The organism is Bacillus sp. FSL L8-0528 (assembly GCF_038593085.1).
In the GTDB taxonomy this organism is placed as follows: Bacteria; Bacillota; Bacilli; order Bacillales; family Bacillaceae; genus Bacillus; species Bacillus paralicheniformis.
Genome location: NZ_CP151961.1, coordinates 2,653,238 through 2,676,029, shown reverse-complemented (window position 1 = coordinate 2,676,029; position 22,792 = coordinate 2,653,238). Strand labels below are relative to the sequence as shown.

At 44.0% G+C, this 22,792-nt stretch carries 27 protein-coding genes; 20 read left to right on the top strand and 7 right to left on the bottom strand.

The window, feature by feature from the left end; genetic code table 11:
• The first annotated feature begins 11 nt into the window (after window positions 1-11).
• The 10 genes from MHI30_RS13465 to MHI30_RS13420 all read left to right on the top strand — a co-directional run bounded on the left by MHI30_RS13465 (window position 12) and on the right by MHI30_RS13420 (window position 8,345).
• Complete coding sequence (locus tag MHI30_RS13465) at window positions 12-2,030, top strand: T7SS effector LXG polymorphic toxin (protein WP_075752278.1); 2,019 nt, start codon at window positions 12-14, stop codon at window positions 2,028-2,030.
• Between the two features lie 16 nt (window positions 2,031-2,046).
• A complete protein-coding gene (locus MHI30_RS13460; protein ID WP_075752280.1) occupies window positions 2,047-2,556 on the top strand; it encodes an Imm6 family immunity protein in 510 nt (169 codons plus the stop codon).
• A gap of 178 nt (window positions 2,557-2,734) precedes the next feature.
• The gene (locus MHI30_RS13455) at window positions 2,735-3,070 is read left to right on the top strand and encodes a hypothetical protein (RefSeq protein ID WP_081379890.1); all 336 of its coding nucleotides are present in this window, start codon (window positions 2,735-2,737) and stop codon (window positions 3,068-3,070) included.
• Between the two features lie 16 nt (window positions 3,071-3,086).
• A complete protein-coding gene (locus MHI30_RS13450; protein ID WP_075752282.1) occupies window positions 3,087-3,590 on the top strand; it encodes an Imm6 family immunity protein in 504 nt (167 codons plus the stop codon).
• A gap of 244 nt (window positions 3,591-3,834) precedes the next feature.
• A complete protein-coding gene (locus MHI30_RS13445; protein ID WP_236808577.1) occupies window positions 3,835-4,350 on the top strand; it encodes an Imm6 family immunity protein in 516 nt (171 codons plus the stop codon).
• Between the two features lie 149 nt (window positions 4,351-4,499).
• Window positions 4,500-5,159 (top strand): hypothetical protein, encoded by a 660-nt coding sequence (locus MHI30_RS13440; protein WP_256700631.1) that lies wholly within the window; start codon window positions 4,500-4,502, stop codon window positions 5,157-5,159.
• A gap of 122 nt (window positions 5,160-5,281) precedes the next feature.
• Complete coding sequence (locus MHI30_RS13435; protein ID WP_020452227.1) at window positions 5,282-5,506, top strand: hypothetical protein; 225 nt, start codon at window positions 5,282-5,284, stop codon at window positions 5,504-5,506.
• Between the two features lie 192 nt (window positions 5,507-5,698).
• Window positions 5,699-6,424 (top strand): endonuclease V, encoded by a 726-nt coding sequence (locus MHI30_RS13430; RefSeq protein ID WP_075752288.1) that lies wholly within the window; start codon window positions 5,699-5,701, stop codon window positions 6,422-6,424.
• 155 nt (window positions 6,425-6,579) lie between these two features.
• On the top strand, window positions 6,580-7,227 hold the full coding sequence (locus tag MHI30_RS13425) for a tRNA (adenine(22)-N(1))-methyltransferase TrmK (RefSeq protein WP_256700641.1): 648 nt from the start codon (window positions 6,580-6,582) through the stop codon (window positions 7,225-7,227).
• Window positions 7,224-8,345 carry a Nif3-like dinuclear metal center hexameric protein gene (locus MHI30_RS13420; protein ID WP_075752290.1) on the top strand — a complete coding sequence of 374 codons (1,122 nt, stop codon included), beginning with the start codon at window positions 7,224-7,226 and terminating at the stop codon, window positions 8,343-8,345. Before MHI30_RS13425 ends, MHI30_RS13420 begins: the two co-directional genes overlap by 4 nt.
• 26 nt (window positions 8,346-8,371) lie before the next feature.
• Here the strand turns inward: MHI30_RS13420 and MHI30_RS13415 are convergent, their stop codons facing one another.
• A complete protein-coding gene (locus MHI30_RS13415) occupies window positions 8,372-9,316 on the bottom strand; it encodes a 4-hydroxy-3-methylbut-2-enyl diphosphate reductase (RefSeq protein WP_075752292.1) in 945 nt (314 codons plus the stop codon).
• A gap of 120 nt (window positions 9,317-9,436) precedes the next feature.
• Window positions 9,437-10,087: a VrrA/YqfQ family protein gene (gene vrrA / locus MHI30_RS13410; protein WP_075752294.1), complete on the bottom strand. Its 651-nt coding sequence runs from the start codon at window positions 10,085-10,087 to the stop codon at window positions 9,437-9,439.
• 255 nt (window positions 10,088-10,342) lie between these two features.
• On the opposite strand from vrrA, the gene MHI30_RS13405 reads away from it, so the two are divergent.
• Together MHI30_RS13405 and MHI30_RS13400 are read left to right on the top strand one after the other, a co-directional pair.
• Entirely contained in the window at window positions 10,343-11,662 is a 1,320-nt protein-coding gene (locus MHI30_RS13405) for a DEAD/DEAH box helicase (RefSeq protein WP_075752296.1), read from the top strand.
• Window positions 11,663-11,673: 11 nt separating this feature from the next.
• On the top strand, window positions 11,674-12,567 hold the full coding sequence (locus tag MHI30_RS13400) for a deoxyribonuclease IV (RefSeq protein ID WP_075752298.1): 894 nt from the start codon (window positions 11,674-11,676) through the stop codon (window positions 12,565-12,567).
• Window positions 12,568-12,594: 27 nt separating this feature from the next.
• On the opposite strand, the gene MHI30_RS13395 is transcribed toward MHI30_RS13400, so the two are convergent.
• Window positions 12,595-12,849, bottom strand: coding sequence for a DUF2624 domain-containing protein (locus tag MHI30_RS13395; protein WP_023855226.1), 255 nt, complete (start codon window positions 12,847-12,849; stop codon window positions 12,595-12,597).
• Window positions 12,850-12,978: 129 nt separating this feature from the next.
• Here MHI30_RS13395 and MHI30_RS13390 point away from each other — a divergent pair, with 129 nt between their 5' ends.
• From MHI30_RS13390 to MHI30_RS13375, 4 genes are all read left to right on the top strand, one after another.
• Window positions 12,979-13,863 carry a YitT family protein gene (locus MHI30_RS13390; RefSeq protein WP_020452218.1) on the top strand — a complete coding sequence of 295 codons (885 nt, stop codon included), beginning with the start codon at window positions 12,979-12,981 and terminating at the stop codon, window positions 13,861-13,863.
• A gap of 143 nt (window positions 13,864-14,006) precedes the next feature.
• The gene (locus tag MHI30_RS13385; protein WP_075752300.1) at window positions 14,007-14,783 is read left to right on the top strand and encodes an ABC transporter ATP-binding protein; all 777 of its coding nucleotides are present in this window, start codon (window positions 14,007-14,009) and stop codon (window positions 14,781-14,783) included.
• Entirely contained in the window at window positions 14,783-15,643 is an 861-nt protein-coding gene (locus MHI30_RS13380; protein ID WP_023855222.1) for a metal ABC transporter permease, read from the top strand. Before MHI30_RS13385 ends, MHI30_RS13380 begins: the two co-directional genes overlap by 1 nt.
• Window positions 15,621-16,052, top strand: a complete 432-nt coding sequence (locus tag MHI30_RS13375; protein WP_020452215.1) for a Fur family transcriptional regulator — start codon at window positions 15,621-15,623, stop codon at window positions 16,050-16,052. Before MHI30_RS13380 ends, MHI30_RS13375 begins: the two co-directional genes overlap by 23 nt.
• Before the next feature lie 69 nt (window positions 16,053-16,121).
• On the opposite strand, the gene MHI30_RS13370 is transcribed toward MHI30_RS13375, so the two are convergent.
• Complete coding sequence (locus tag MHI30_RS13370; RefSeq protein WP_075752302.1) at window positions 16,122-16,706, bottom strand: hypothetical protein; 585 nt, start codon at window positions 16,704-16,706, stop codon at window positions 16,122-16,124.
• 137 nt (window positions 16,707-16,843) lie between these two features.
• Here MHI30_RS13370 and MHI30_RS13365 point away from each other — a divergent pair, with 137 nt between their 5' ends.
• Window positions 16,844-17,218 carry a hypothetical protein gene (locus MHI30_RS13365; protein ID WP_075752304.1) on the top strand — a complete coding sequence of 125 codons (375 nt, stop codon included), beginning with the start codon at window positions 16,844-16,846 and terminating at the stop codon, window positions 17,216-17,218.
• A gap of 38 nt (window positions 17,219-17,256) precedes the next feature.
• Here the strand turns inward: MHI30_RS13365 and ispG are convergent, their stop codons facing one another.
• From ispG to MHI30_RS13350, 3 genes are all read right to left on the bottom strand, one after another.
• A complete protein-coding gene (ispG, locus tag MHI30_RS13360) occupies window positions 17,257-18,375 on the bottom strand; it encodes a flavodoxin-dependent (E)-4-hydroxy-3-methylbut-2-enyl-diphosphate synthase (RefSeq protein ID WP_085959519.1) in 1,119 nt (372 codons plus the stop codon).
• 106 nt (window positions 18,376-18,481) lie between these two features.
• Window positions 18,482-18,787: a LysM domain-containing protein gene (locus MHI30_RS13355; RefSeq protein WP_075752515.1), complete on the bottom strand. Its 306-nt coding sequence runs from the start codon at window positions 18,785-18,787 to the stop codon at window positions 18,482-18,484.
• Between the two features lie 84 nt (window positions 18,788-18,871).
• Window positions 18,872-19,630 (bottom strand): DUF1189 domain-containing protein, encoded by a 759-nt coding sequence (locus MHI30_RS13350; RefSeq protein WP_020452211.1) that lies wholly within the window; start codon window positions 19,628-19,630, stop codon window positions 18,872-18,874.
• A gap of 157 nt (window positions 19,631-19,787) precedes the next feature.
• Here MHI30_RS13350 and MHI30_RS13345 point away from each other — a divergent pair, with 157 nt between their 5' ends.
• From MHI30_RS13345 to MHI30_RS13335, 3 genes are all read left to right on the top strand, one after another.
• The gene (locus MHI30_RS13345) at window positions 19,788-20,270 is read left to right on the top strand and encodes a DUF456 domain-containing protein (RefSeq protein WP_075752306.1); all 483 of its coding nucleotides are present in this window, start codon (window positions 19,788-19,790) and stop codon (window positions 20,268-20,270) included.
• A gap of 184 nt (window positions 20,271-20,454) precedes the next feature.
• Window positions 20,455-21,063: a superoxide dismutase SodA gene (gene sodA / locus MHI30_RS13340; protein ID WP_041817255.1), complete on the top strand. Its 609-nt coding sequence runs from the start codon at window positions 20,455-20,457 to the stop codon at window positions 21,061-21,063.
• A 382-nt stretch (window positions 21,064-21,445) separates the two neighbouring features.
• Entirely contained in the window at window positions 21,446-22,732 is a 1,287-nt protein-coding gene (locus MHI30_RS13335) for an MFS transporter (RefSeq protein ID WP_020452208.1), read from the top strand.
• Window positions 22,733-22,792: the final 60 nt, after the last annotated feature.

Genomic DNA, 22,792 nt, shown 5'->3' with positions numbered 1-22,792 from the left:
AGGACAATTCAATGAAAGTATTTGAAGCGCATTCTTTAATTGAAGCAGCGAATAACCGCAAGAAACAATACGAAACCTTTGAGGATCAACTGCAGACGCTCAAAAAAGCGTTTCTTGGGGTCGCTGATTTAGGTGAAGATTTTCAGGGGAAAGGTGCCGACAACATTAAAGACTTCTACAAAGGACAGGCAGAGATCGTAGACAGCTGGTTAAAGCTTGTTGAAGCGCAGATTGCTTTTTTTAAAGGTGTATCAGGTGATATAAAGGACAAAAAGCTGTCCGATTCTTATGTGGAAATCTCTTTTTTGGATCATGAACTGAAAAACGCGGATTTGAAAGCGACGGAAATCGTCTCGGGGCTCAAGCTGGAAATGGATAAAATCATCGCAAGTATCAGCGATATCGTTGACTTGGACAATTGGACGCTCGACGATTATATTGATAAAATGTCTAAAGCACAAACAACCCGGCAAAACACCATCGACGCCGTTAATCAGCTGGATGAATCGCTCAAGACCGAATACACAAACTTACAAGCGCTCGACAGCGCCGTGCTCGGCAAATATTCCGGGCTGATGGAAGCTACAAGCCACGGAAAAACCGCCTCGCCGATGTATTTTAGCTTGAAATCATTCCACTCAAGCGAGATCTATAAAAATACGATAGAAGTCGAAAATCAAGCCGCCAATTATATTCAATTCAAAAATGAACAGGCAGAAGCGCGCAGGCTTCAGGAAAAACAAGAAGAAGAAGCGAACAAGCCTTGGTATTTAAAAGCGCTTGATGCAGCCGGAACATTTGTCGGAGAAGTCAGCGGGTATTATGATTATAAGAGAGCCGCTGAAGGCGTCGACCCGGTCACAGGAGAAAAGCTGACAGACGGCCAGCGTGTCGCCGCCGGAGCAATGGCGGCAGCAGGATTTATTCCGATTGTCGGCTGGGCGGGGCGCGCCTTCAAAGGCGGAAAAGCCATTTATAAAACAGGAAAAGGACTCATCGCCGCTGAACACGCACTTGACGCTTACAAAGCCTCAAAAACGTTGAATGCCCTGAAAATGACGGAAATGGGCGCCTACGGCCTTGTCGCTTCAAATGGGTTCTCAGAAGCTGTTACGGGCAAGGACATGTTTGGAAACAAAGTTTCTGAAGAAAGACGGAAACAAGGCCTGATTGAAGCAGCCTTGAGTCTCGTCGGTGCAGGTGCTGTCGCAAAAACAGCAAACCACGGCGCTCAAACATTGGCCAAAACACCTGGCAAAAATATTCCGCTCGCGAAATCGCCAAAAGCGGCGCTGGTGCAAAAAGGAAACAACATCCTTGAAAAGGTGAAATCCTTCCAAGTTCCGACAAACGTCCGCGTCTACGTCGAACAGCCGGCCTCCGCAACAGGCCACCACATCGGCACCCCAATTGTCCGCGTGAATGTTGAGAAAACGCCGGTGAAAGAGCTTGGGATTGTGAAGATGGTGAGTGGTGGGGGGACTGGTAAAGGTAAGATCCAACTGGGTAAAAAAGATTTGGATGTTTTACGGAAAAAATGGAATGTTCCAGAGACTAATACAATTGCAGTTGGTAAAACCGATGTAAAAGGACTTGAAAAAATGACTTTTGAAGGTGGATCTCCAGAAGTAAGAAAAGAAGCTGGACTGCCTTCATTGGATACAATCTTACCAAATAGAGAGATTAGGGCCCCATACGATCATATGAAAAATCCTAAATTAGCACAGTTTACAAGGCATGCTGAAGAAGGAGTTTTAAACGAGTTTGATTCTGCTGTAAAGAAGGCAGGCATCGAACCGACGGAAGTAACAGGTACATTAAGAGTTCACCAGTCTAATCCAAGAGGCGTATGCAATAAGTGTAGTAAAGGATTACTTAAACCTTATCCTATTGAGAAGAGTGGTATATTTTATCAAGCGAGTAAGAAATATCCTAATCTAACAATAGAAGTAACATCAGAGATTGATGATAGTGTTAAAACTAATGGACTGTTATCTTTCGTTTTAAAAGATGGAAAGATTATCGGATAATTTTAAGGAGGAAATCATGGATAATATATTTTTGGATAATTTACAAGATGAAGTTAAAGTAGGCTTTGTTTTAACAGTTGCCGAAAGAGTATTTTCTGTAATCAGCAAAGACGATGAAAGGTATGCTGAAGGAAGAGAAGCATTGGACAAATGTTGGTTATGGGTTGAATCTTATGCCGTTACTGGTGATGACTTATACGAGCTTATTGATAACGCAGACTTTACAGGAATTTCAGAATTTGCTGAGGAAGAAGAAGACTTGAATATTGCTAGGTTGTGGTCACTATTGGTTGATGCTGTCGCTTATACTTCTTGGGAAGCTTATAAAAAAGAAAAAGTAAAATATTTACCACAAGCTTTAGAAGGTATAAATAAAGATAGCATTACCATCTTTTTAAACAGTGCAGTGGAAACTGGTTTTATCACATCGAAAGAGGTTGAAAGGATAAGAAAGGGCATTGAGGATTATCAGAGTACAAACGAGGAGATCCCCACAAAAAGAGAAGTGTTTATAAAGTTATTTTAATTAGGAAAGAATCAATCGTAAGTTTAATATATGTTTATTAACCGTTCCTAAAGTTAAGAATAAAGCACTTGATTGCCAAGCAAAGGCGATAAGTGCTTTTTCCAGTTTTAGGATATAAAATGAAAGTGGTGCACTTGAAGTTAGAAAAGAAGCCGGGCTTCCCGATTTAGACTCAGTAATGCCAGATAGACCTATAAAATCTCCAGGAAAAATCGCAAGTGCAACAAGACATGCTGAAGAAGGCGTGTTAAATGACTTTATAAGGAAAGTAGAAGCTTTAGGAAAAAATCCTGCTGAAATAACAGGAACATTAAAAATTCACCAATCTAATCCTAAAGGGGTTTGTCCAACCTGTATTCAAGGACTAAATAATCCGAATGTATCAGCTGGAGTATTTAAGAAATTTATCGAGATGTTTCCTAATTTAACGATAAAAGTAACTTCTGAGACTATTCAAGGAATCAAGCCAAACGGAAGATTGAATTTAGTTATTAAAAATGGTGAATATATTTAATTGAGGAGTGTAGTAGATGTTTCAAGAGTGGGAAGAATTGAATGATCATTTAAAATCTGCATATTATTTAGGACTTTGTGAAGCAATAGTTCCTGCATTAAAACAATCAAATAATTTCAATTATATAAAAGAAGCATTAGATGCCTGCTGGAAGTGGCTTGAACACAAGAATATAGAAGCAGACGATCTTTATGCTTACCTGGAAAATTTAGATGATACAGGGATTTTAACTTTAATGCAGCTTGAATCAAATGAAGATGATCTAGATGCTTGGATATGTATTGCTGATGCAACATCTTATACAATTTACAAAGCATATAAATATCAGAAAGATGAGCATTTACCTGAAACCATCGAATCTATTGATTCGTACGAGTTATTTGAGGAATTTCATAGTCACTATAATTTATTATCTAAAAATCCAGGTCAAAAAGAAAAAGCTTTTTTGAAGTTTTTGAAAAAAGAGGGGTCAGAAAAAGTTTCCAAGGAGAGCGTTCAAGATTTTTTACTTAATAGTTAGAATAGAAATAAGAAAGCTGGAATATCCAAGCTACGGATTGGACACTCGACGATGATATTAATAAAATGTCAAATCGCAAAAAACGGCAAAACACCATCATGAATACGCGCTTGACGCCTACAAAGCCTCAAACACGTTGAACGTCTTTGTAACATCGGAAGGAAATTGATGAAAGCATTAAAGTAACCGGTGACTTAATCTAAAGATTAAAAATGGAAAGGATATTGATTAGTTGGAGGTTAAAATGATGACTGATACAAACTTCGATCGTTTCACAGAAGACAGTAAAGTAATATTTTTTCTTGGACTTTCAGAAAAAGTTTCGTCGGTATTTTCCCGAAAGGAAGACCAGATGTTTGCCCGGGAAGCTCTAGAAAAATGTTGGGAGTGGATAAAAGATAAAAATAATATAGGGGATATTCTTTATGATTTATTGGATAGTGAGGGAAATGGCATAACTATAATTCAAGAGATGTCAGATAATGAAATAGATGTCGCAGCTTGGAACTGTATGATTGATGCAGTTGCATACACTAGTCGAAAAGCATTTGAACGAGAAGGTGTTAAATATTATCCAGAACCAATTGCTTTAGTGGATGACACATTAGTGGACCATTTTATTGACTGTTTTGACAAATGTATAGAGGGTTCAGATAATTATATTCAGAGAATAAATTCTTTGCTGGACGATTACAGGAATGCGGATATTGCGAGTGATTTGAGGAAAAAAATATTAAAGGAATTACAAATACAAAATTAACTACAGCTCTCCTATTTTATGAACCTTTGTGAATTAGAACTTATCAAATTAGAAAAGGATGTTTAAAGTTTAGAGTTACAGGAAATCCCTGAGCAGAAATACAAGATATAGCAGAAAACAAATCAACAGTTCATAATAGAAAATCAGGAGTGAACGCTTTGTCTAATTCCATAAAATCATTAGAACCTATAAATATACCGTGCGGCTGGTTCGTTAAATATAATGATTTAACCGACACACATGAAAAAGTTGAACCAAATACCATATTATTAGAATTAGAAAAACAAAGATATCATGCTGCGGTCAAAATCATGAAAGGCCGGGATGATTATCTTATTCATATGTGTGATAATTATGGAGAAACGATTGACACAATCCATGTTGAAGATCGCCGGCAGTTAGTGAAGGAATTGGAACGGATCATTTGGAAAATTGAAGCGGCGGCATTTGGAGGAAACATTTTCATTTTTGAAGGACCTCCTGACTATTTGCGTCTGAGAATTCCTCAAGGGTGGACCGTCTCTTATAATAAACTAATTGATATCGATCCAGATCAGTTAGAGGAAGACAGTGATGACTGGTTTAACTTTACGTCATCATTATTGCAGTTGGAGCATAAAGAAAGCCGCTTGATTTTAGATGTCGGATGGTACATAGATATTGATCCTTCAGGCACCTTTTATATGCTGTTAATAAAAAATCTAGACTGGGAAAACCCGTTAGAAGACATGGAAACGAGAAGGCCGGAAAAATTAGTGGCCCATATAGAAGCCACCCTTCAAAAAGCAGTCGAACATAAATATAAATAGCCGGCCGATGATATGTTGGATTAAGCCACCTCATTATTAATTGATTTTGATAAGCGAAAGTTGTATTCCATGTACCCAGAGCCGGCATCTTATGAAGAATATAAAAGATAGGAGAGTGTCTTATGAATAGTAATGATACGGTAACCATGTTAAATGAGGAATTTGTGAATGATCAGACAGGTGAAAAGGTTGAAGGCATTACGATTATCATAGATGGACAATTTAAACAAGTTTTAGATATCATTAAAGCCAAAAGCGACAGTTATGAGAATTACACTGAAATCATACGGGACGCTGTTTTTGAGGGTGTAAACAGTATGACGATGAAGCTGAGAAATAAAGAATAATAATGAATGATTAGAAAATACTTCGATTTACAAAAAGACAAACAGAGCTCCCAATTTTTTGCTTGTTGAGGGGTTCTTTTTATATATGCTGATCGTTCTATAAGACATCTCGCTGTCCCGGCTTATCCCGGTATGAATCAATAACTTTGAATGAACTTAAAAAATGGGATGATAGAAAGTTGGTTTTTAAAGATGAACATCAACAACATACACGATTTTAATTTAAACCAAGAAAATGACTTCTTAACGATACAAACAAAACTAAAAAAACATATCAATCTAGTAAACTCCATCAGTAAAGACGCTCTGCAAACCTGTGCGGGGGTTGATTTAGCTTATTGGGAGGAAGATGGTGAAGCGTTTGGTGTCTGCAGTATCATCGTGCTGGATTTTCATACGAAGCGTGTCATTGAAAAAGTACATAGTGCAGGGAAAATCGCTGTGCCTTATATCGCGGGGTTTCTTGCTTTTAGGGAGCTGCCGCTTATTATTAAGGCGGCTAAGAAGCTGACGATTGAACCGGATGTTTTTTTATTTGACGGGAATGGCTATCTCCATTTTAACCATATGGGGATTGCGACACATGCGGCGTTTTTTCTCGAAAAGCCAACGATCGGCATTGCGAAAACTTACTTGAAAATAAAACAAACTGATTTTGTGATGCCTGATAATAAATTCGGCGCTTATACCGATATTGTAATTGATGGCGAAGTCTACGGACGTGCGGTGCGGACAAGGCAAGATGTCAAACCGATATTTCTATCATGCGGACATTTGCTTGATTTAGACAGCAGTTATGACATCGCGATGAGCTTGGTCAATCGAGAAAGCAGGCTGCCGATTCCGGTTTGGCTCGCGGATCTTGAGACTCATGCTTTACGTGCGTACTACAGAGAAAATCAAAAATTGATCGAGTAGAATGTTGATTTGCTGTTCCAGCTTGGAAACTAAAGCGATTTTTTATATGATAGTAAAGGAAAAATGAATCTAGAAAAGTTGTGATAATTGTGAATGAATTGAAGTTATCGAAAAGGCTGCAGACTGTGGCGGAATACATAACAAAAGGGGCGGTTGTGGCTGATATCGGGTCTGATCATGCGTATTTACCTTGCTATTGTGTGCTGAATCGCCTGGCAAGCGCCGCGATTGCCGGAGAAATCACAGATGGTCCTTTTCTTTCTGCGAAGCAGCAGGTTGAGAAATTGCAGTTAAGTCCGCTCATTTCCGTGAGGAAAGGAGACGGGCTTGAAGTGATTGAAAAGGGCGAAGCTGATGTGATCACGATTGCCGGAATGGGAGGCTCGCTCATTGCTCACATTCTAAAAGCGGGCAAGGATAAGCTCTCAGGTAAGGAACGTCTGGTTTTACAGCCGAATATCCACGCTCACCATATTAGAGAGTGGCTTTATCAGGAAGGCTATGCACTGATCAATGAAGAAATCCTTGAAGAAGACGGCAAGTACTATGAGGTTCTCGTCGCGGAAGCGGGCGATCGGGATGCGGCTTACGATGGGGTTTCCTTTGAGGCAGGCATGCTTGTCGGCCCATTTTTGGCCAAACAAAAAAATGCTGTTTTTATCGAAAAATGGTCGCAAGAACTGAAACATACGGAAAACATCTATCAACAAATTGAAGCGGCTCTTCCGAGTGCAGAAAATCAACAAAAATTGCTTGAACTGTCAAAACGGATAGAGATCTTAAAGGAGGTACTTAGAAGATGACAAAAACGATAAACGGGCATGAAATCATCCAATTGTTTGAACAATTTTCACCAAAGTCATACGCCGTTGAAGGCGATAAAATCGGCCTGCAAATCGGCACGCTGAACAAAACGGTGTCAAATGTTATGGTCACGTTAGATGTTCTTGAAGAAACGGTTGATGAAGCGATTGCAAAGAACGTTGACTTAATCATTGCGCACCATCCGCCTGTTTTCAGGCCGCTGAAACATGTCATCACAGATCAGCCCGGCGGAAGGCTGATCGAAAAGTGCATCAAGCATGATATCGCCGTTTATGCGGCTCATACAAATCTCGATGTCGCTGACGGCGGAGTCAATGACATGCTTGCGGAAGCGCTGGAATTAAAGAACACAAAAGTGCTCGTTCCGACCTATGAAGAGCCCCTGAAAAAACTTGCCGTCTATGTCCCGAAAGATTATGAAGAACAGGTGCGCGCAGCGCTTGGAGACGCCGGAGCCGGCCATATCGGCGCCTACAGCCACTGTGCGTTTTCTTCAGAAGGAGTCGGCAGCTTCAAGCCGCTGTCTGAAGCCGATCCGTTTATCGGCAAGCGGGGCGAGCTTGAACGGGTCGAAGAGGTAAGAATCGAGACCGTTTATCCGTCAGGTATTGAAAAATCCGTGATCAAAGCGATGAATAAGGCCCATCCCTATGAAGAAGTGGCCTTTGATATTTATCCCGTCGAGCAGAATCCGCTCCAAAAAGGGCTGGGCCGTATCGGTGAATTGAATGAAGAGATGACACTCGAAGCGTTTGCCAGCTATGTGAAGGAAAAGCTGGAGGCAAACGGAGCGCGGATGGTAGGCAAGTCTGATGCGAAAGTGAAGAAGGTCGCTGTATTAGGGGGCGACGGCAACAAATACATCCATCATGCAAAACGAATGGGCGCCGATGTATATGTCACAGGAGACCTTTATTTCCATACGGCGCACGATGCCATGATGATCGGGCTGAATGTGGTCGACCCCGGACATTATGCCGAACAAATCATGAAAAACGGAGTTGCGAAAAAGCTGACGGCGATGTGCCGGGAGAAAAAATACAATGTCGCCGTCTTTCCATCAGATACAAATACGAACCCGTTTACATTTGTATAAAAACAAAACCTGAAGCGATAGATGCTTCAGGTTTTTGCTTTTACTTTAGGCAAGATTTTTTGAAGAGGTACTTCGTGACTGATCTTCCATGTGGAAGGATCTTCACGATCGAATTGTTCTAAAAAGCGGATGACTTCTTTTGTAATCGGGGTCGGGGTCGATGCGCCGGCCGTTACAGCGACGGTTTCCACGCCGTCAAGCCATTCCAGCTTTAATTCGCTTAAATCGCCGATCCGGTATGCTTTCGTGCCCGCGATTTCTTCGGAGACCTGGGCGAGACGGTTCGAGTTATTGCTTTTCGGATCGCCGACAACGATTGTCAAGTCGGCTTTTTTCGCCTGCTCGGACACCGCTTCCTGACGCACCTGGGTGGCCAGGCAAATCTCCTGGTGGAATTCAACATCCGGATATTTTTCTTTTACTTTTTCCATAATATCATGGACATCCCATTGGGACATCGTCGTTTGGTTCGTGACAATCAGTTTCTCCGCATCAATGTCCAGCCTTTCCACATCTTCTTCGGTTTCAACAAGATGAACGATATCCGGGGCGACACCGACCGCTCCTTCAGGCTCCGGGTGTCCTTTTTTTCCGATGTAGATGACGTGATAGCCTTCCGCTTTCATTTTGCGGATTAAATCGTGTGTTTTTGTCACATCAGGGCAGGTGGCGTCAATCGCGACAAGACCTTTATCCTCAGCTATTTTGCGGACTTCAGGCGAAACGCCGTGAGCGGTGAAGATCACCGTTCCTTTGTCGACCTGATTCAAAATCTCAAGCCGGTTCGGACCGTCAAGCGTATAAATGCCCTCTTTTTCAAATGCGTCGGTGACATGTTTATTGTGAACGATCATACCTAAAATATATATAGGTCTCGGCAAACTTTTATCGAGAGCCGCGTTTTTGGCGATGACCATGGCGTCGACGACACCGTAGCAATAGCCGCGCGGCGATATTTTAATTACGTTCATTCTTAGTCCTCCTATAAAGAAGTAAGAGCCGGGCATGATAAAAAGCCGTAAAAAACGGCTTATTTTTGCAGTCTCTATAGACCTCATTATATCTGATCCCGCAGGAGATATCAAAGAATGTTATACATACAGTTTAGGTTTTGATCCTCCGGTTTTTCTTTTTGCAGACGGAGGGGCTGAACGGCTCTGTTTTTTTCTGATTTCTTCGGCTTTGGATTTTTCGGGTGTTTTGGAAGATACTTTTATTTCTTCTTTCTTTTCGCCGCTCGTTTCGGTCTTGTTGTCCGGTTCGTCTTTTTGTTGTTCGCTGTCCTCCGCTTCAGTATCATCGGAATTCAGCTGTCTGAACATTTTCACCATGCCAGGGAGATTGCGGACGAGCGGTCCGTATTGCTGAATCATCGGCGTTACTTGCTGTGCTACACCGAGCGCTTTTTGAACATTGCCGAGCATGTTTGAAATGGTAGCCGGATTGGCAAGACCCTGAATGCCTCCAAGGCCGCTTCCGGTTCCGCCGAGGCCTGCTCCTGTTCCCCCGGACGCGGCAGATCCGGGAAGGATTTTCGAGAGCAAACCCTGAATCCCGCCGCCTCCTCGCGCGCCTGCTTGCTGCTGGGCGGCGCCCAGCGGCTGAAACATTTGCTGCAGGCCGCGGGGCTGCGCTTGAGGGGGCTGCATTCTCATCCCCGGATGTCTCGGCATCAAGGCTCTGCCGGGCCTTTGCGGCATCTGCGGTCTTGGCTGATTTCTCATCGGCTGTTGATGAAACATACTTGTACCTCCTTTCAAAATCCTTCTCTTGATAGGGTATGCACCAACGGTGGCAAAGTGCCTTTGCCGCCGGCCCGAATAGGGCGGGGGTGATGGTTTTTTTCCGCAGGATCAGTTATAATTTAATGATGGACATGATATCAGCCTTTTTTTAAGCAGTGCGGCATAAAAAAGGATACATAAGCGCACAATTCAGCCATATAGGATAAAGCTTGGAGCGCCGGAATAAAGGCTTTCCAAGAAGGAGTTGGGAAAATGAAACAAACGAAATTTGAAATGTACGATTTAAAGCCGTTTATTATAGAGGCTGTTCACCACTTGGGATTTTATGAGCCGACTGATATTCAAAAGCGGTTAATCCCTGCGGCGCTGAAAGGGGAGAGCGCAATCGGACAGTCGCAGACAGGTACGGGAAAAACGCATGCCTATCTGCTCCCGCTCTTGAGCAGGATCGATCTTGAAAAAGAGTTCGTTCAAGTCGTGATTACGGCTCCGACAAGGGAGCTGGCCAACCAGATTCATCAGGAAGTCCTGAAAATCACCAAGTTTTTAGGGCCTGATGAAGCGGTTCGTTCAAAATGTTTCATCGGCGGGACCGATAAACAAAAATCGATTGACAAATTAAAAACGCAGCCCCATCTGGTGGTTGGTACGCCGGGGCGAATTGCAGATCTGATCAGGGAGCAGGCGCTCGATGTTCATAAAGCCGGTTCGCTCGTTATCGACGAGGCGGACTTAATGCTTGATATGGGATTTTTGGAAGATGTCGATTTTATCGGGTCGCATATGCCTGAAGGCTTGCAGATGCTCGTATTTTCCGCAACGATTCCCGAAAAATTAAAGCCTTTCCTGAAAAAGTACATGGCCAATCCGAGGTATGCACATGTTGAGCCGAAGCACATCACGGCCGAAAAAATCGAACACGTGCTCATACCTTCCAGACACAGGAACAAAAATGAGCTGCTGCTCGAGGTTATGACCCATTTAAATCCGTATTTGGCGATTGTTTTTGCCAATACAAAAACAACGGCTGACGAAATCGCCGCATACCTGACGGACAAAGGGATGAAAGTCGGACTTCTTCACGGAGGGCTCACGCCGCGGGAACGAAAAAAAGTGATGAAGCAAATCGGCGATCTGGAATTCACCTATATCATAGCCACTGATTTGGCTGCAAGGGGAATCGATATTAAAGGCGTCAGCCATGTCATTAACTATGAACTGCCAGACGATCTTGATTTTTACGTTCACCGCGTCGGCCGTACAGCGCGCGCCGGAACATCCGGAACAGCGATGACGTTTTATGATACATCTGACGAAGATGCGCTTGTGAAGCTTGAACAGATGGGAATCGTATTTGAAAACATGAGGCTTGAAAAAGGCGAGTGGAAAAAGATCGATGACCGCAAGCGCCGCCAGAACCGAAAAAGAACGCCTGATGAAACGGATGAGGTCGCCAAGCGGCTTGTGAAAAAACCGAGAAAAGTCAAGCCAGGATATAAGAAGAAAATGCAGACGGAAATCAATAAAATAAAAAGACAGCAAAAAAGAAAGCAATTTAGAAAAGGAAAGTAGGGGAAACAGTTTTGTTGAAAATCGGTTCACACGTCTCAATGAGCGGAAAACATATGCTGCTTGCGGCCAGTCAGGAGGCAAGCTCCTACGGCGCCAATACTTTTATGATCTATACTGGAGCGCCGCAAAACACGCGCAGGAAAAAAATCGAGGATTTGAATATTGAAGCAGGAAGGGCTCATATGGAGGAGAACGGCATCTCTGATATCGTCGTTCATGCCCCGTATATTATCAATATCGGCAATACAACAAATCCGGCCACATTTGAGCTCGGTGTCGAGTTCCTGCGTTCTGAAATTGAAAGGACGTCGGCGATCGGCGCCAGACAAATCGTTCTTCACCCGGGAGCTCATGTAGGTGCGGGCGCAGAAGCGGGCATTCAAAAAATCATCGAAGGATTGAACGAGGTCATCGACCCGAATCAGAATGTGCAGATCGCTTTGGAAACGATGGCCGGCAAAGGTTCAGAATGCGGACGGACGTTTGAGGAGCTGGCACAGATCATCGACGGCGTTACACACAATGAACATTTATCCGTCTGCTTCGATACATGCCATACCCATGACGCGGGTTACGATCTAGTATCCGACTTTGACGGTGTCTTAAACGAATTCGATAAAATCGTCGGAATCGACCGTTTAAAAGTGCTTCATATTAATGACAGCAAGAATGTCAGAGGCGCGAGAAAGGACCGGCACGAAAACATCGGATTCGGAGAAATCGGTTTTGATGCGCTTCAATACATCGTTCACCACGATCAGCTGAAAGATATTCCGAAAATCCTTGAAACGCCTTATGTAGGAGAAGATAAAAAGAACAAGAAGCCGCCGTACCGGTTTGAAATTGAAATGCTTAAAAATAAACAGTTTGATGAAGGGCTGCTGGAAAAAATCAAGCAGCAATAAAAAAGGGGGGCGTATCAGCTCCCCTTTTTATGATACGTATTGAGAAAACAGCTGGTTCAAAAGCTGCACCGCTTCTTTTGAAGTGACCGCTTCCACCTGCTTGAGCAGTTTATTGCGTTCTTCCTCATTAAAAATATTGATGTTTTTTCCTTTCACAAGCTTTTCTACTTCAAGCGCCTGTTTTCTTGTTACATGAATTCCGTATTGTTTAGCGTACTTCAGCACCTCGTCAGCCGTGACCTGATTTAAACGCTGCAGCACGATTTTTTGAAATAAAATCACGTCCATTCCTCCCCTCTGAACTAATGTATGGCGTAAAATTAAAAATGTGTCATTTTTTTATTTCAGTCTGTTAAATGATATGATGATGATAAGGGACGGTTTGGCCAGTTTGGGAAAAGGAGAGACAGAATGGCAAATACCATAAAACAGCATAAAAAAGAATCAGCGGTCAAAATGGCGTTTCGGATCGTCATGATTCTCGTCGGGGCTGCCTGCGCAGCCGCCAGCATCGAATTATTTTTAGTGCCGAACAACATCATTGACGGGGGCATTATCGGCATTTCACTAATATTGGACTACATTTTTAAAGATACTCCGTATATCAACTTCGCACTGCTCGTCGTCGTTCTTAACATTCCGTTTATGTTTTCAGGCTACAAGCACATCGGAAAAACGTTCTTAATTTCAACACTGATCGGAATCATCAGCTTGTCAATTATTGAAACCTTGTTGCATCATGTAGAAGGGGTTACGACTCAGCCCGTCCTGGCAGCCGTATTCGGCGGTCTTCTGCTCGGATTCGGCGTAGGGCTTGTTATTCGTAACGGCGGTTCTATGGATGGAACTGAGATACTCGGCATTTTGCTTACGAAAAAGCTGCCGTTTTCAGTCGGCGAATTTGTCATGTTCGTCAATGTCTTTATTTTTGCGTGGGCAAGCTTTGTATTCGGCCTTGAGCAGGCTATGTTTTCGGTTATGACGTACTATATTGCGATGAAGACGATCGACGCCGTTATTCAAGGGCTTGATGAGACGAAAGCGGTCATCATCGTTTCAGATCAATACGAGGAGATTTCCGATGCGCTGCTGCATCGCCTCGGCCGGGGAACGACCAAGCTCAAAGGGAAAGGCGGCTATTCCGATGAGGACACAGAGGTGATTTATGCCGTTGTGACCAGGCTTGAAGTGACGAAGCTGAAATCGATTGTTTTCGATATTGATCACAATGCTTTTATAACGATTATGGACACGCACGAAACGCGTGGAGGAAAGTTCAAAAACGCCATCCATTAGGCTTTCATTTACTTTTTTTTAGTTTATATGTATAATTTAAAGATGAACTGGTCAATCGTGAAAATGGCTTGCTGCTTTTCGGCTGCCATTTTCTTTTTGTGCGATAAATCGTAATGATTCTGGAGAATTTGAAGGTGAACGTATTGAAACAACCTATTATTGAAATGAAGCATATATCATATTCCTATGATCATCGAAATGTGATAGAAGATATAAATTTGAAAATTGAAGAAGGGACTTTTCTCGGCTTGGTCGGTCCAAACGGATCGGGAAAGACGACATTGCTGAAATGCATTCTCGGGCTGATTAAGCCGCAGACAGGCGAACTTAAATTGTTCGGCGTCCCTTTCAGAAAATTTAAGGACTGGAGCAAAATCGGCTTCGTATCCCAAAAAGCAAACAGCTTTAACACCGGTTTTCCCGCTTCCGTATATGAAGTGGTGGCAAGCGGTTTAACAGCGAAGCTCGGCTTATTCAGGCGCATGTCCAAAGCCGATAAGCAAAAGGTGGATGAAGCGATCGAAGCCGTCGGCATCACGTCCCTGAAAGACAGGAACATCGGCGAGCTTTCGGGGGGACAGCAGCAAAGAACTTTCATTGCGAGAGCGCTTGTGAGCGAACCGAAGCTGCTCATTCTTGACGAGCCGACGGTCGGAGTCGATCAAAAAACAGTTGAAGGGTTTTACAAGCTGCTGGAGAAGTTGAATCGTGAAAAAGGCATTACGCTCATTCTTGTCACCCATGATGTCGGCACGGTTTCCGATAAAGTCACACACGTTGCCTGCATGAATAAACATCTTCATTTTCACGGCAATACAGAAGAGTTTGAGTCCATGACAGATCAAGACTTGTCTCAATTTTACGGGCATGATGTTCAAGCCATCAGCCACAATCACCATCATCATGGAGGACACGAATAATGCTGACACCTTTTTTTCATTATGAGTTTTTGCAAAACGCTTTTATTTCAGGAATATTAATCGGCCTCATCGCGCCCTTGCTCGGTGTATTCATCGTTGTCAGGCGCCTGTCGCTGATCGCAGATGCGCTCAGCCACGTTTCTTTAGCCGGCATAGCGGCGAGCCTGTATGCAGGCAAACAGTTTGCAGTGCTCGCCGGGGTCAGCCCGATCTATTTCGGAATGGCGTTTTCCGTTGCCGGATCTTTGATCATCGAGAGGCTGAGAACGGTTTATAAACATTATCAGGAGCTGGCGATCCCGATTATCATGTCGGGGGGAATAGGGATTTCCGTTATTTTTATTTCGCTTGCGGACGGATTTAATACGGATCTGTTCAGCTATCTATTCGGCAGCGTCAGCGCTGTTTCGCGCGAAGACATGCTGGTGATCGTCGGAATTTCCGCAGCCGTTCTGATCGTGGTGTTTTCCCTTTTTAAAGAGCTGTTTCTTCTGTCGTTTGATGAAGAGCATGCTAAAGCTTCGGGGATTTCCGCAAAATGGATTCATTTTATATTTATTTTGATCGTTGCGCTTGTTATCGCCGCCTCTATGAGAATCGTCGGTACGCTTCTCGTTTCAGCGCTGATGACGCTCCCTGTCGCTGCGAGCATGCGCATTGCCAAGGGGTTTAAGCAGGCGATCTTCTTATCGATCCTATTCGGTGAACTTTCCGTCATCGTCGGCCTGGTGCTTGCTTATCATCTCGATCTTGCGCCGGGGGGAACGATCGTGATGCTGTCGATCTTTATCCTGATACTGTGCATCAGTTATAATAAAATCAAAAGGAGGATTCGCCGTGAACGTACAGGAAGCGCTTGATTTACTGAAGGAAAAAGGATATAAATATACAAGCAAACGGGAGGATATGCTTCAGCTGTTTAGTGATTCTGATAAATATTTAACGGCGAAAAATGTCCTTTCCGCTTTAAACGATGATTATCCGGGGTTAAGCTTTGATACGATCTACAGGAATTTGTCGCTGTTTGAAGAACTCGGCATTTTGGAAACGACTGAGCTTTCCGGTGAAAAGCTGTTCCGTTTTAAATGTTCTTCTGCTCATCACCACCATCATTTTATTTGCATGGTGTGCGGCAAAACGAAGGAAATCGAGCTATGTCCGATGGAAAAGCTGACAGACGATCTTGACGGCTACCAGATCAGCGGCCATAAGTTTGAAATTTACGGAACGTGCCCGCGATGCGAAGAAAAAAGCACGGAAGCGCAGTAAAGAAAAGCGGCATATGGCGTTTAGAGCCATATGCCTTTTTAACGCAAAAAGCATGTAAGAGACTTTATCTTACATGCTTTTTGCGCCTTTAATCGTTTTCTCGTTCTTTTTCAGCCATTCGGCGGCTTCAAGCCAGCTGTCGACTCTGACGATGTTTGAATCGGTCGGAAGCTGATTGTACGGCGTATTAAACAACAGAACCGGAATGCCTGCTTCTTTTGCAATCATGGTTGCATTCCCGTGGTGGTCCTCAAAGAAAACATCGATTTCATGCCTGAAGACGGCTTCCAGTTTATCGTGTCCGCCGACAAGTTCTATATGGTCATAATGAATGTCGCGTTTCTCGAACCAGTCAAAGGTGACATCCTCCAGATGGTGTCTTCTTGCTGTAATGTATATCAGTTTATGCTGTTTTTTCAGCTCATCCAGCGTCTGTTTGGCATATTGAGCCAGCAACGCTTCCTGATAGATACGGGGCTCGTTTTCGTTCATCCATTTCCAAAAATCTTTTTGGGATATATTCAGCAGCTTTGTTAAGTCATATTCCTTAATATCTTCCAATGTAATGGAGAGGCTGAACGACTCGTTCAAATAGGGAACAAAAGTATCCTGGGCAGTGATCGTTCCATCAATATCGATTCCTAAATGTAACATGTCCACACTCCTTATCATCCATTCCTCCAGTGTATCATAATCTTTTAACATTTACAGTAAAGTTTAGCAAACATGAATCGGGCTAAAATGCTTAAACTATAAATGCTCCTTTATGGATTAAAGAGGGGGGATATCGAATGGAAAAAGATCAAAATGTTCGCGATCGTGACCGAGCCGGTTATGATGCTGACCTAGTCGATGCGACTTTAGATAATGATGAATTTTTAGAAGAAACAGCAGCAGAAGTTGCCCCGACTTATCGTACAGATAACGGGAAAAACGGAGAAGCGCGTAACGATGCCGCCGATGCTGCCGGCGGACGTGTAACCGGATATATCGCGCTTGCGCTTTCGATTATTTCCTTGTTTATGCTTCCAGTGCTGTTAGGGATTGCAGGGATCATTGTCGGTTATATAGCCAGAAGACAAGGAGCAGCTGGCTTAGGAGCATGGGCAATGGGTATCGGTGCAGTTTCCTTGGTGCTTGGCATATTCATCACCCCGTTTTTCTAACGGAAAAAGCTTGACGGATATCCGTCAAGCTTTTTTTATTATGTGTTTAATTTTTCTTTTTCGGCCGCTTGTTTCGCATAATGTTCTTCGGCGAGCTTGTCGATTTCTTTTTTCAATTCCTCGACCATCGTTTCCTCAGGCACTTTCCGGACGATTTCGCCTTTGCGGAACAGGAGGCCTTCGCCGCGTGCGCCGGCAATCCCGATATCGGCTTCGCGAGCTTCTCCGGGACCGTTGACGGCACAGCCGAGAACGGCAACTTTGATCGGCGCCTTGATTTTAGCGATGTAATCTTCGACTTCATTGGCGATGCTGATCAAATCGATTTCGATCCGGCCGCAAGTCGGGCAGGAAATCAATGTCGCTGCATTGGAAGCGAGCCCGAAAGATTTCAGGAGCTCCCTGGCGACTTTTACTTCTTCGACCGGGTCCGCGCTTAAAGAAATCCGCAATGTATTGCCGATTCCTTTTGAAAGGATCGCGCCGAGCCCGGCGGCGCTTTTCACCGTACCGGCAAACAGCGTTCCCGATTCGGTGATGCCTAAATGAAGCGGATAATCGAATGCTTTTGCCGCTTTTTCGTACGCTTCAATCGCCAGATTTACATCAGACGCCTTCATGCTGACGATGATATCGTGGAAATCGAGATCCTCAAGAATTTTAATGTGGTGCAGTGCACTTTCGACCATGCCGTCTGCTGTCGGATAGCCGTATTTCTCAAGGATTCGTTTTTCCAGAGAACCTGCATTGACGCCGATCCGGATCGGAATGCCCTTTTCCTTCGCTGCATTGACAACCGCTTCAACCTTTTCGCGGCGGCCGATGTTTCCCGGATTGATGCGGATTTTATCGGCTCCGCCTTCGATCGCTTTTAAAGCCAATTTATAGTTGAAATGAATATCCACGACAAGAGGGATGGATATCCGCTTTTTGATCTCAGGAATCGCGTCTGCAGCCCGTTCATCAGGACAGGCGACGCGGACGATTTGACATCCCGCTTCCGCGAGTCTGTTGATTTCGGCGACGGTTGCTTCAACGTCATGTGTTTTCGTTGTTGTCATGCTTTGAATGACGACTTCGTTATTGCCGCCTATTGTTAAAGGTCCCACTTTAACGGGACGCGTTTTTGTACGATGTGTGATTTCACTCACTTGAATTCGCTCCTTAAGTATAATTCGGAGGCGGTTGCTCCTTTTCTTATACCAAATCGTTTACAAGTCTTATTGTAACAGCCCGTTCATGAAACTGACAAGAAATTAACGCTTATTCAGGATAAACGGGAAACTTGTAGGTGACGCCTGCTTGAATGCGGCTCGCCTTAACATTCGGATTCAGCGCTTCAAAATCTTCGGCTATTTTGTCGGCCGGAACGGCGCTGTTCCCGATGATTGAAAATACGGTCTGTCCGGGTTTGACGGTAATGGTCTTATATTGCAGGCTTGCAGCCGGAGCTTCCGCTGCCATGGTTGAAGCCGGCAAGGCGTTTTGAGGGATGGTGCCTGATTTCAAGTCATAATAAACAATGAACAGGGCGAGCAAAATCGAAAACAGCACAATCACACGTTTCATCTGATTTGTCCCCATTTCCTGCATTTTTTATTATGTTACGCTTGTCCCTCTTTCAACATGACAATAAATTTGCTCCTGCCCGCTTTACCTTGCTGCTTTAGAAGCCGGCGTCTCTTTAATGGCGAGAAACAGGATAATAAAGTTCACAAACCAGTTCAGGAGGAACTGACTTGGAACCACCGCCTCCAGCGCGTCCATAATTGCAAAAAACACGGTTGCGAGCGTGATCGAATAAGCAGACATCACCCAAAGGTGCTTATAGGAGAGCATTTTCTTCTGTCCGTTGCGAATGATCAGCCCGATGACGGCAAGAACCGAGACATCAATGAATTTTCCGGCTGCCGTCGCCAAAAACAGCAGAACGCATAAGACGGGAACAATCACCGATTTATTTTGATCAACTAAAGAAAGGATATCGTCCTTGGACATATCTTCGGGAAGCATTGTGTACGGCATTTCCTGGACTTGGCCGTCAATGGCGATGACGAACTTATCTTTCAGAATGCCGACGGAATTCCGTTTGTCTTCGATCTGTTTTGTTTTATAAGAGCCGCTCGGATCAAAAACGATGACAAATCCGAATGACTGTGATTCAATCGCTTTCTTTGCATCTGTTTGCAGTGAGCCGTCTTTTATGGAGAAAGCGGGGAATTCTTTCACAGCTGACTGAAAGCTGTTCATTGTATTCACCACTCCGCTGCTGATATGGTAAAGATTCGGGAGAGCGGCGATGATGCTGAGCAAAAATACGTATAAAATCGTTTTCCCTATGCCTTGGAAACGCATTTTGCCAATCGCGTGAGGGGAATATGTACTTTTAAAAAATCGCTGAAATAAATTCATTCGGTTTCACTTCCTATATCTATAATGTATCTGCATTATTGTATCGTCACAAAAGGACGAATACAAGAAAACTTATCGATCAACAGGGACTCTGGAAGTTTCCTTTTGGAAAAATGGGTATAATATGAAGCATCACAATCGATTGGAGGGGATTCGGATGGATGTTTTATATTGGATCATCATTGCGGCGATGTTCGTCATTGCGTTCATCGGCCTTGTTTATCCCATCATTCCGAGCGTCGTTTTCATCGTAGCCGGCTTTGTTCTATACGGTTTTTTATTTACATTCGGGCATTACTCCTACCTGTTTTGGATTATTGAAGGCATTTTTACAGCCGTATTGTTTGCCGCTGACTATATTGCAAATCTCCTCGGTATTAAGCGCTTCGGCGGCAGCAAGGCGGCGATATGGGGCAGCACAATCGGCCTTTTGATCGGACCTTTTGTGATACCTGTGGCGGGCATTATTTTGGGGCCGTTTGTCGGGGCCTTGGCGGGTGAGATGATTGTCCATCAGAAGGATTTGAAAACAGCGGCCAGAATCGGAATCGGTTCATTGATCGGATTTATTTCAGGCGTTTTTGCGAAAGGTGTGATTCAGCTGATGATGATCGGTTACTTTTTATATACCGTGCTCTAAAATTTTCCCGTCCATGTTTAAAAAGAGGGGGAAAAGGATAAAGTTTAGTGAGCGCTTGAAATGCAATTGTGATCATTTTGTGAGCATTTCCATTGAAACAAGCCTTTTCTTTTGATACATTGAAAGAGGAAAGGCTTGCTAAAGGCGGCATTTCAATACATACAATATTAAGGAGGAATTGATGATGGCTTACAAACTTCCAGAATTACCTTATGCTTACGATGCGTTAGAACCACACATCGACAAAGAGACGATGAATATTCACCATACGAAGCACCATAACACATATGTTACAAAATTGAACGAAGCGGTGGCAGGCAAACAGGATCTTGAAAGCAAATCTGTTGAAGAGCTTGTTGCAAACCTTGATGCTGTACCGGAAAACATCCGCTCAGCTGTCCGCAACAATGGCGGTGGACATGCCAACCACTCATTGTTCTGGAAACTTCTTTCTCCAAACGGAGGAGGCGCTCCGACTGGTGAATTGGCAGAAGCGATCAACAGCAAATTCGGCAGCTTCGATCAATTCAAAGAAGACTTTGCCGCTGCAGCAGCTGGCCGTTTCGGCTCCGGCTGGGCATGGCTTGTTGTCAATAACGGAGAGCTTGAAATCACAAGCACGCCAAACCAAGATTCTCCTCTTTCAGAAGGCAAGACCCCTATCTTAGGTCTTGACGTATGGGAGCACGCATACTACCTGAATTACCAAAACCGCCGTCCAGATTATATTAAAGCATTCTGGAACGTCGTTAACTGGGATGAAGTTGCACGCCTATACAGCGAAGCAAAATAATCCAGCTTGAGAAAAGAGGCCCGCTTAAAAGCGGGCCTTTCAGATTGTTGACAAAATCCCAAAACACTTTTTGTTTTGGGATTTTGTCATCCCTTTTCAGCGTGATTGAAAACCCTTGCAGTCTAGGAAGGCCGAGCATCGGAGCGGAGCGAATTTGGAATTCGTGAGCACCGACGCGCAGGCCTGACAACGAATGCGAGGGTTTGTCGACACGCTGAGAGGCCCGCGAAAAGCGGGCCTTTTTATGTTATTCGCGAAGCGGAGCGTCTGCTGAAGGACCGGCAAAAAGCCGGTCTGTTTGTTTTTCGTTTCTTTTGCTCTGAAGTACATAACTGACTTTTGATGAGACAGACTAATGGTGATCAGTAAAGGGGAGTCAGTTATGAGCAGAATCAAAAACATAATAGGCGATGTTGAAGTAAACAGGGACCTCCTGCTGCTGCTTGCAGTCGGCGGCCTTTATTCTCTTAGCATTGCCCTTTCCAATACGTTTGTGAATGTATATCTGTGGAAGCAGTCCGGACAGTTTGTCGATTTGGCCATTTACAATTTGTCGATCGTCGTGATGCAGCCGATCATTTTTATGTTTGCCGGCCGCCTTGCCAAAAAAATCGACAGGGTGTTTATCCTCAGGTTTGGCGTTTCGTTTTTGGCTGTATTTTATTTAACCGTGCTGTTGGCGGGGGAGAATGCGGGATCACGGCTTGTGCTGCTCGGCAGTGTGCTCGGAATTGGCTACGGATTTTACTGGCTTGCGTTTAATGTCCTGACATTTGAAATCACTGAGCCGGACACGAGAGATTTTTTTAACGGCTTTCTCGGCATTTTAAATTCCGGCGCGGGAATGATCGGTCCGATTGTCGCCGGCTATGTTATTTCACGGCTTGCTGACAACACGGGGTACACGGTGATTTTCAGCCTGTCTTTGGCTTTATTTTCGGTGGCCGTCATCACGAGCTTTTTTTTAAAGAGGCGCGAATCGCGCGGCCGCTATATTTTGAAAAAAATCTGGACGGAACGAAATTCAGACCCGAATTGGCGCAGCATTACAAATGCTCATTTTTTTCAGGGACTGAGAGAAGGGATTTTCGTTTTTTTAATCAATGTCTTTGTCTTTATCACGACAAAGAGCGAGTTGGCATTGGGGAAGTTCGGCTTGATTAATTCAGCTGTTTCTTTTTTTGCATACTATTTCGCAACGCGGCTTATTAAAAAGGGAGCGCGCAAAAAGGCGATTTTAATGGGCGGTCTCGTCCTGTTCGGCGCTCTCTTTCTGATTTTGTTTCATATGACGTATGTGACGCTGTTGCTGTATGCCGTTGCGATTGCGATCGGCTATCCGATTTTGCTCGTACCGTATTCATCGCTCACATATGATGTGATCGGTAAAGCAAGGTATGCCCGGAAAGCGCGGATCGAATACATTGTCGTCAGAGAGGTTTTTTTAAACATCGGACGGATTGTCTCGATTTTGGTTTTTTTGCTGCTCGTGTCGCTCCTGAAGGAAGACTTGGGCATTCCGGTTTCCCTCGTTTTGCTGGGGGCAGGCCACACGCTGATCTACTATTTCGTCAAAGATATCCGTCTGACAGAGCCCGCCCGCGAAACGGTCGGAAAAGATGCGCATAAACAAACAGCTGAACCGAATTATTTAGAAGGAAAAAGGTAAGCCCCAAGGGAAAATAGTAGAAAAATGCCGAAAAAAACTTTACAATAGATTTGGCACCTT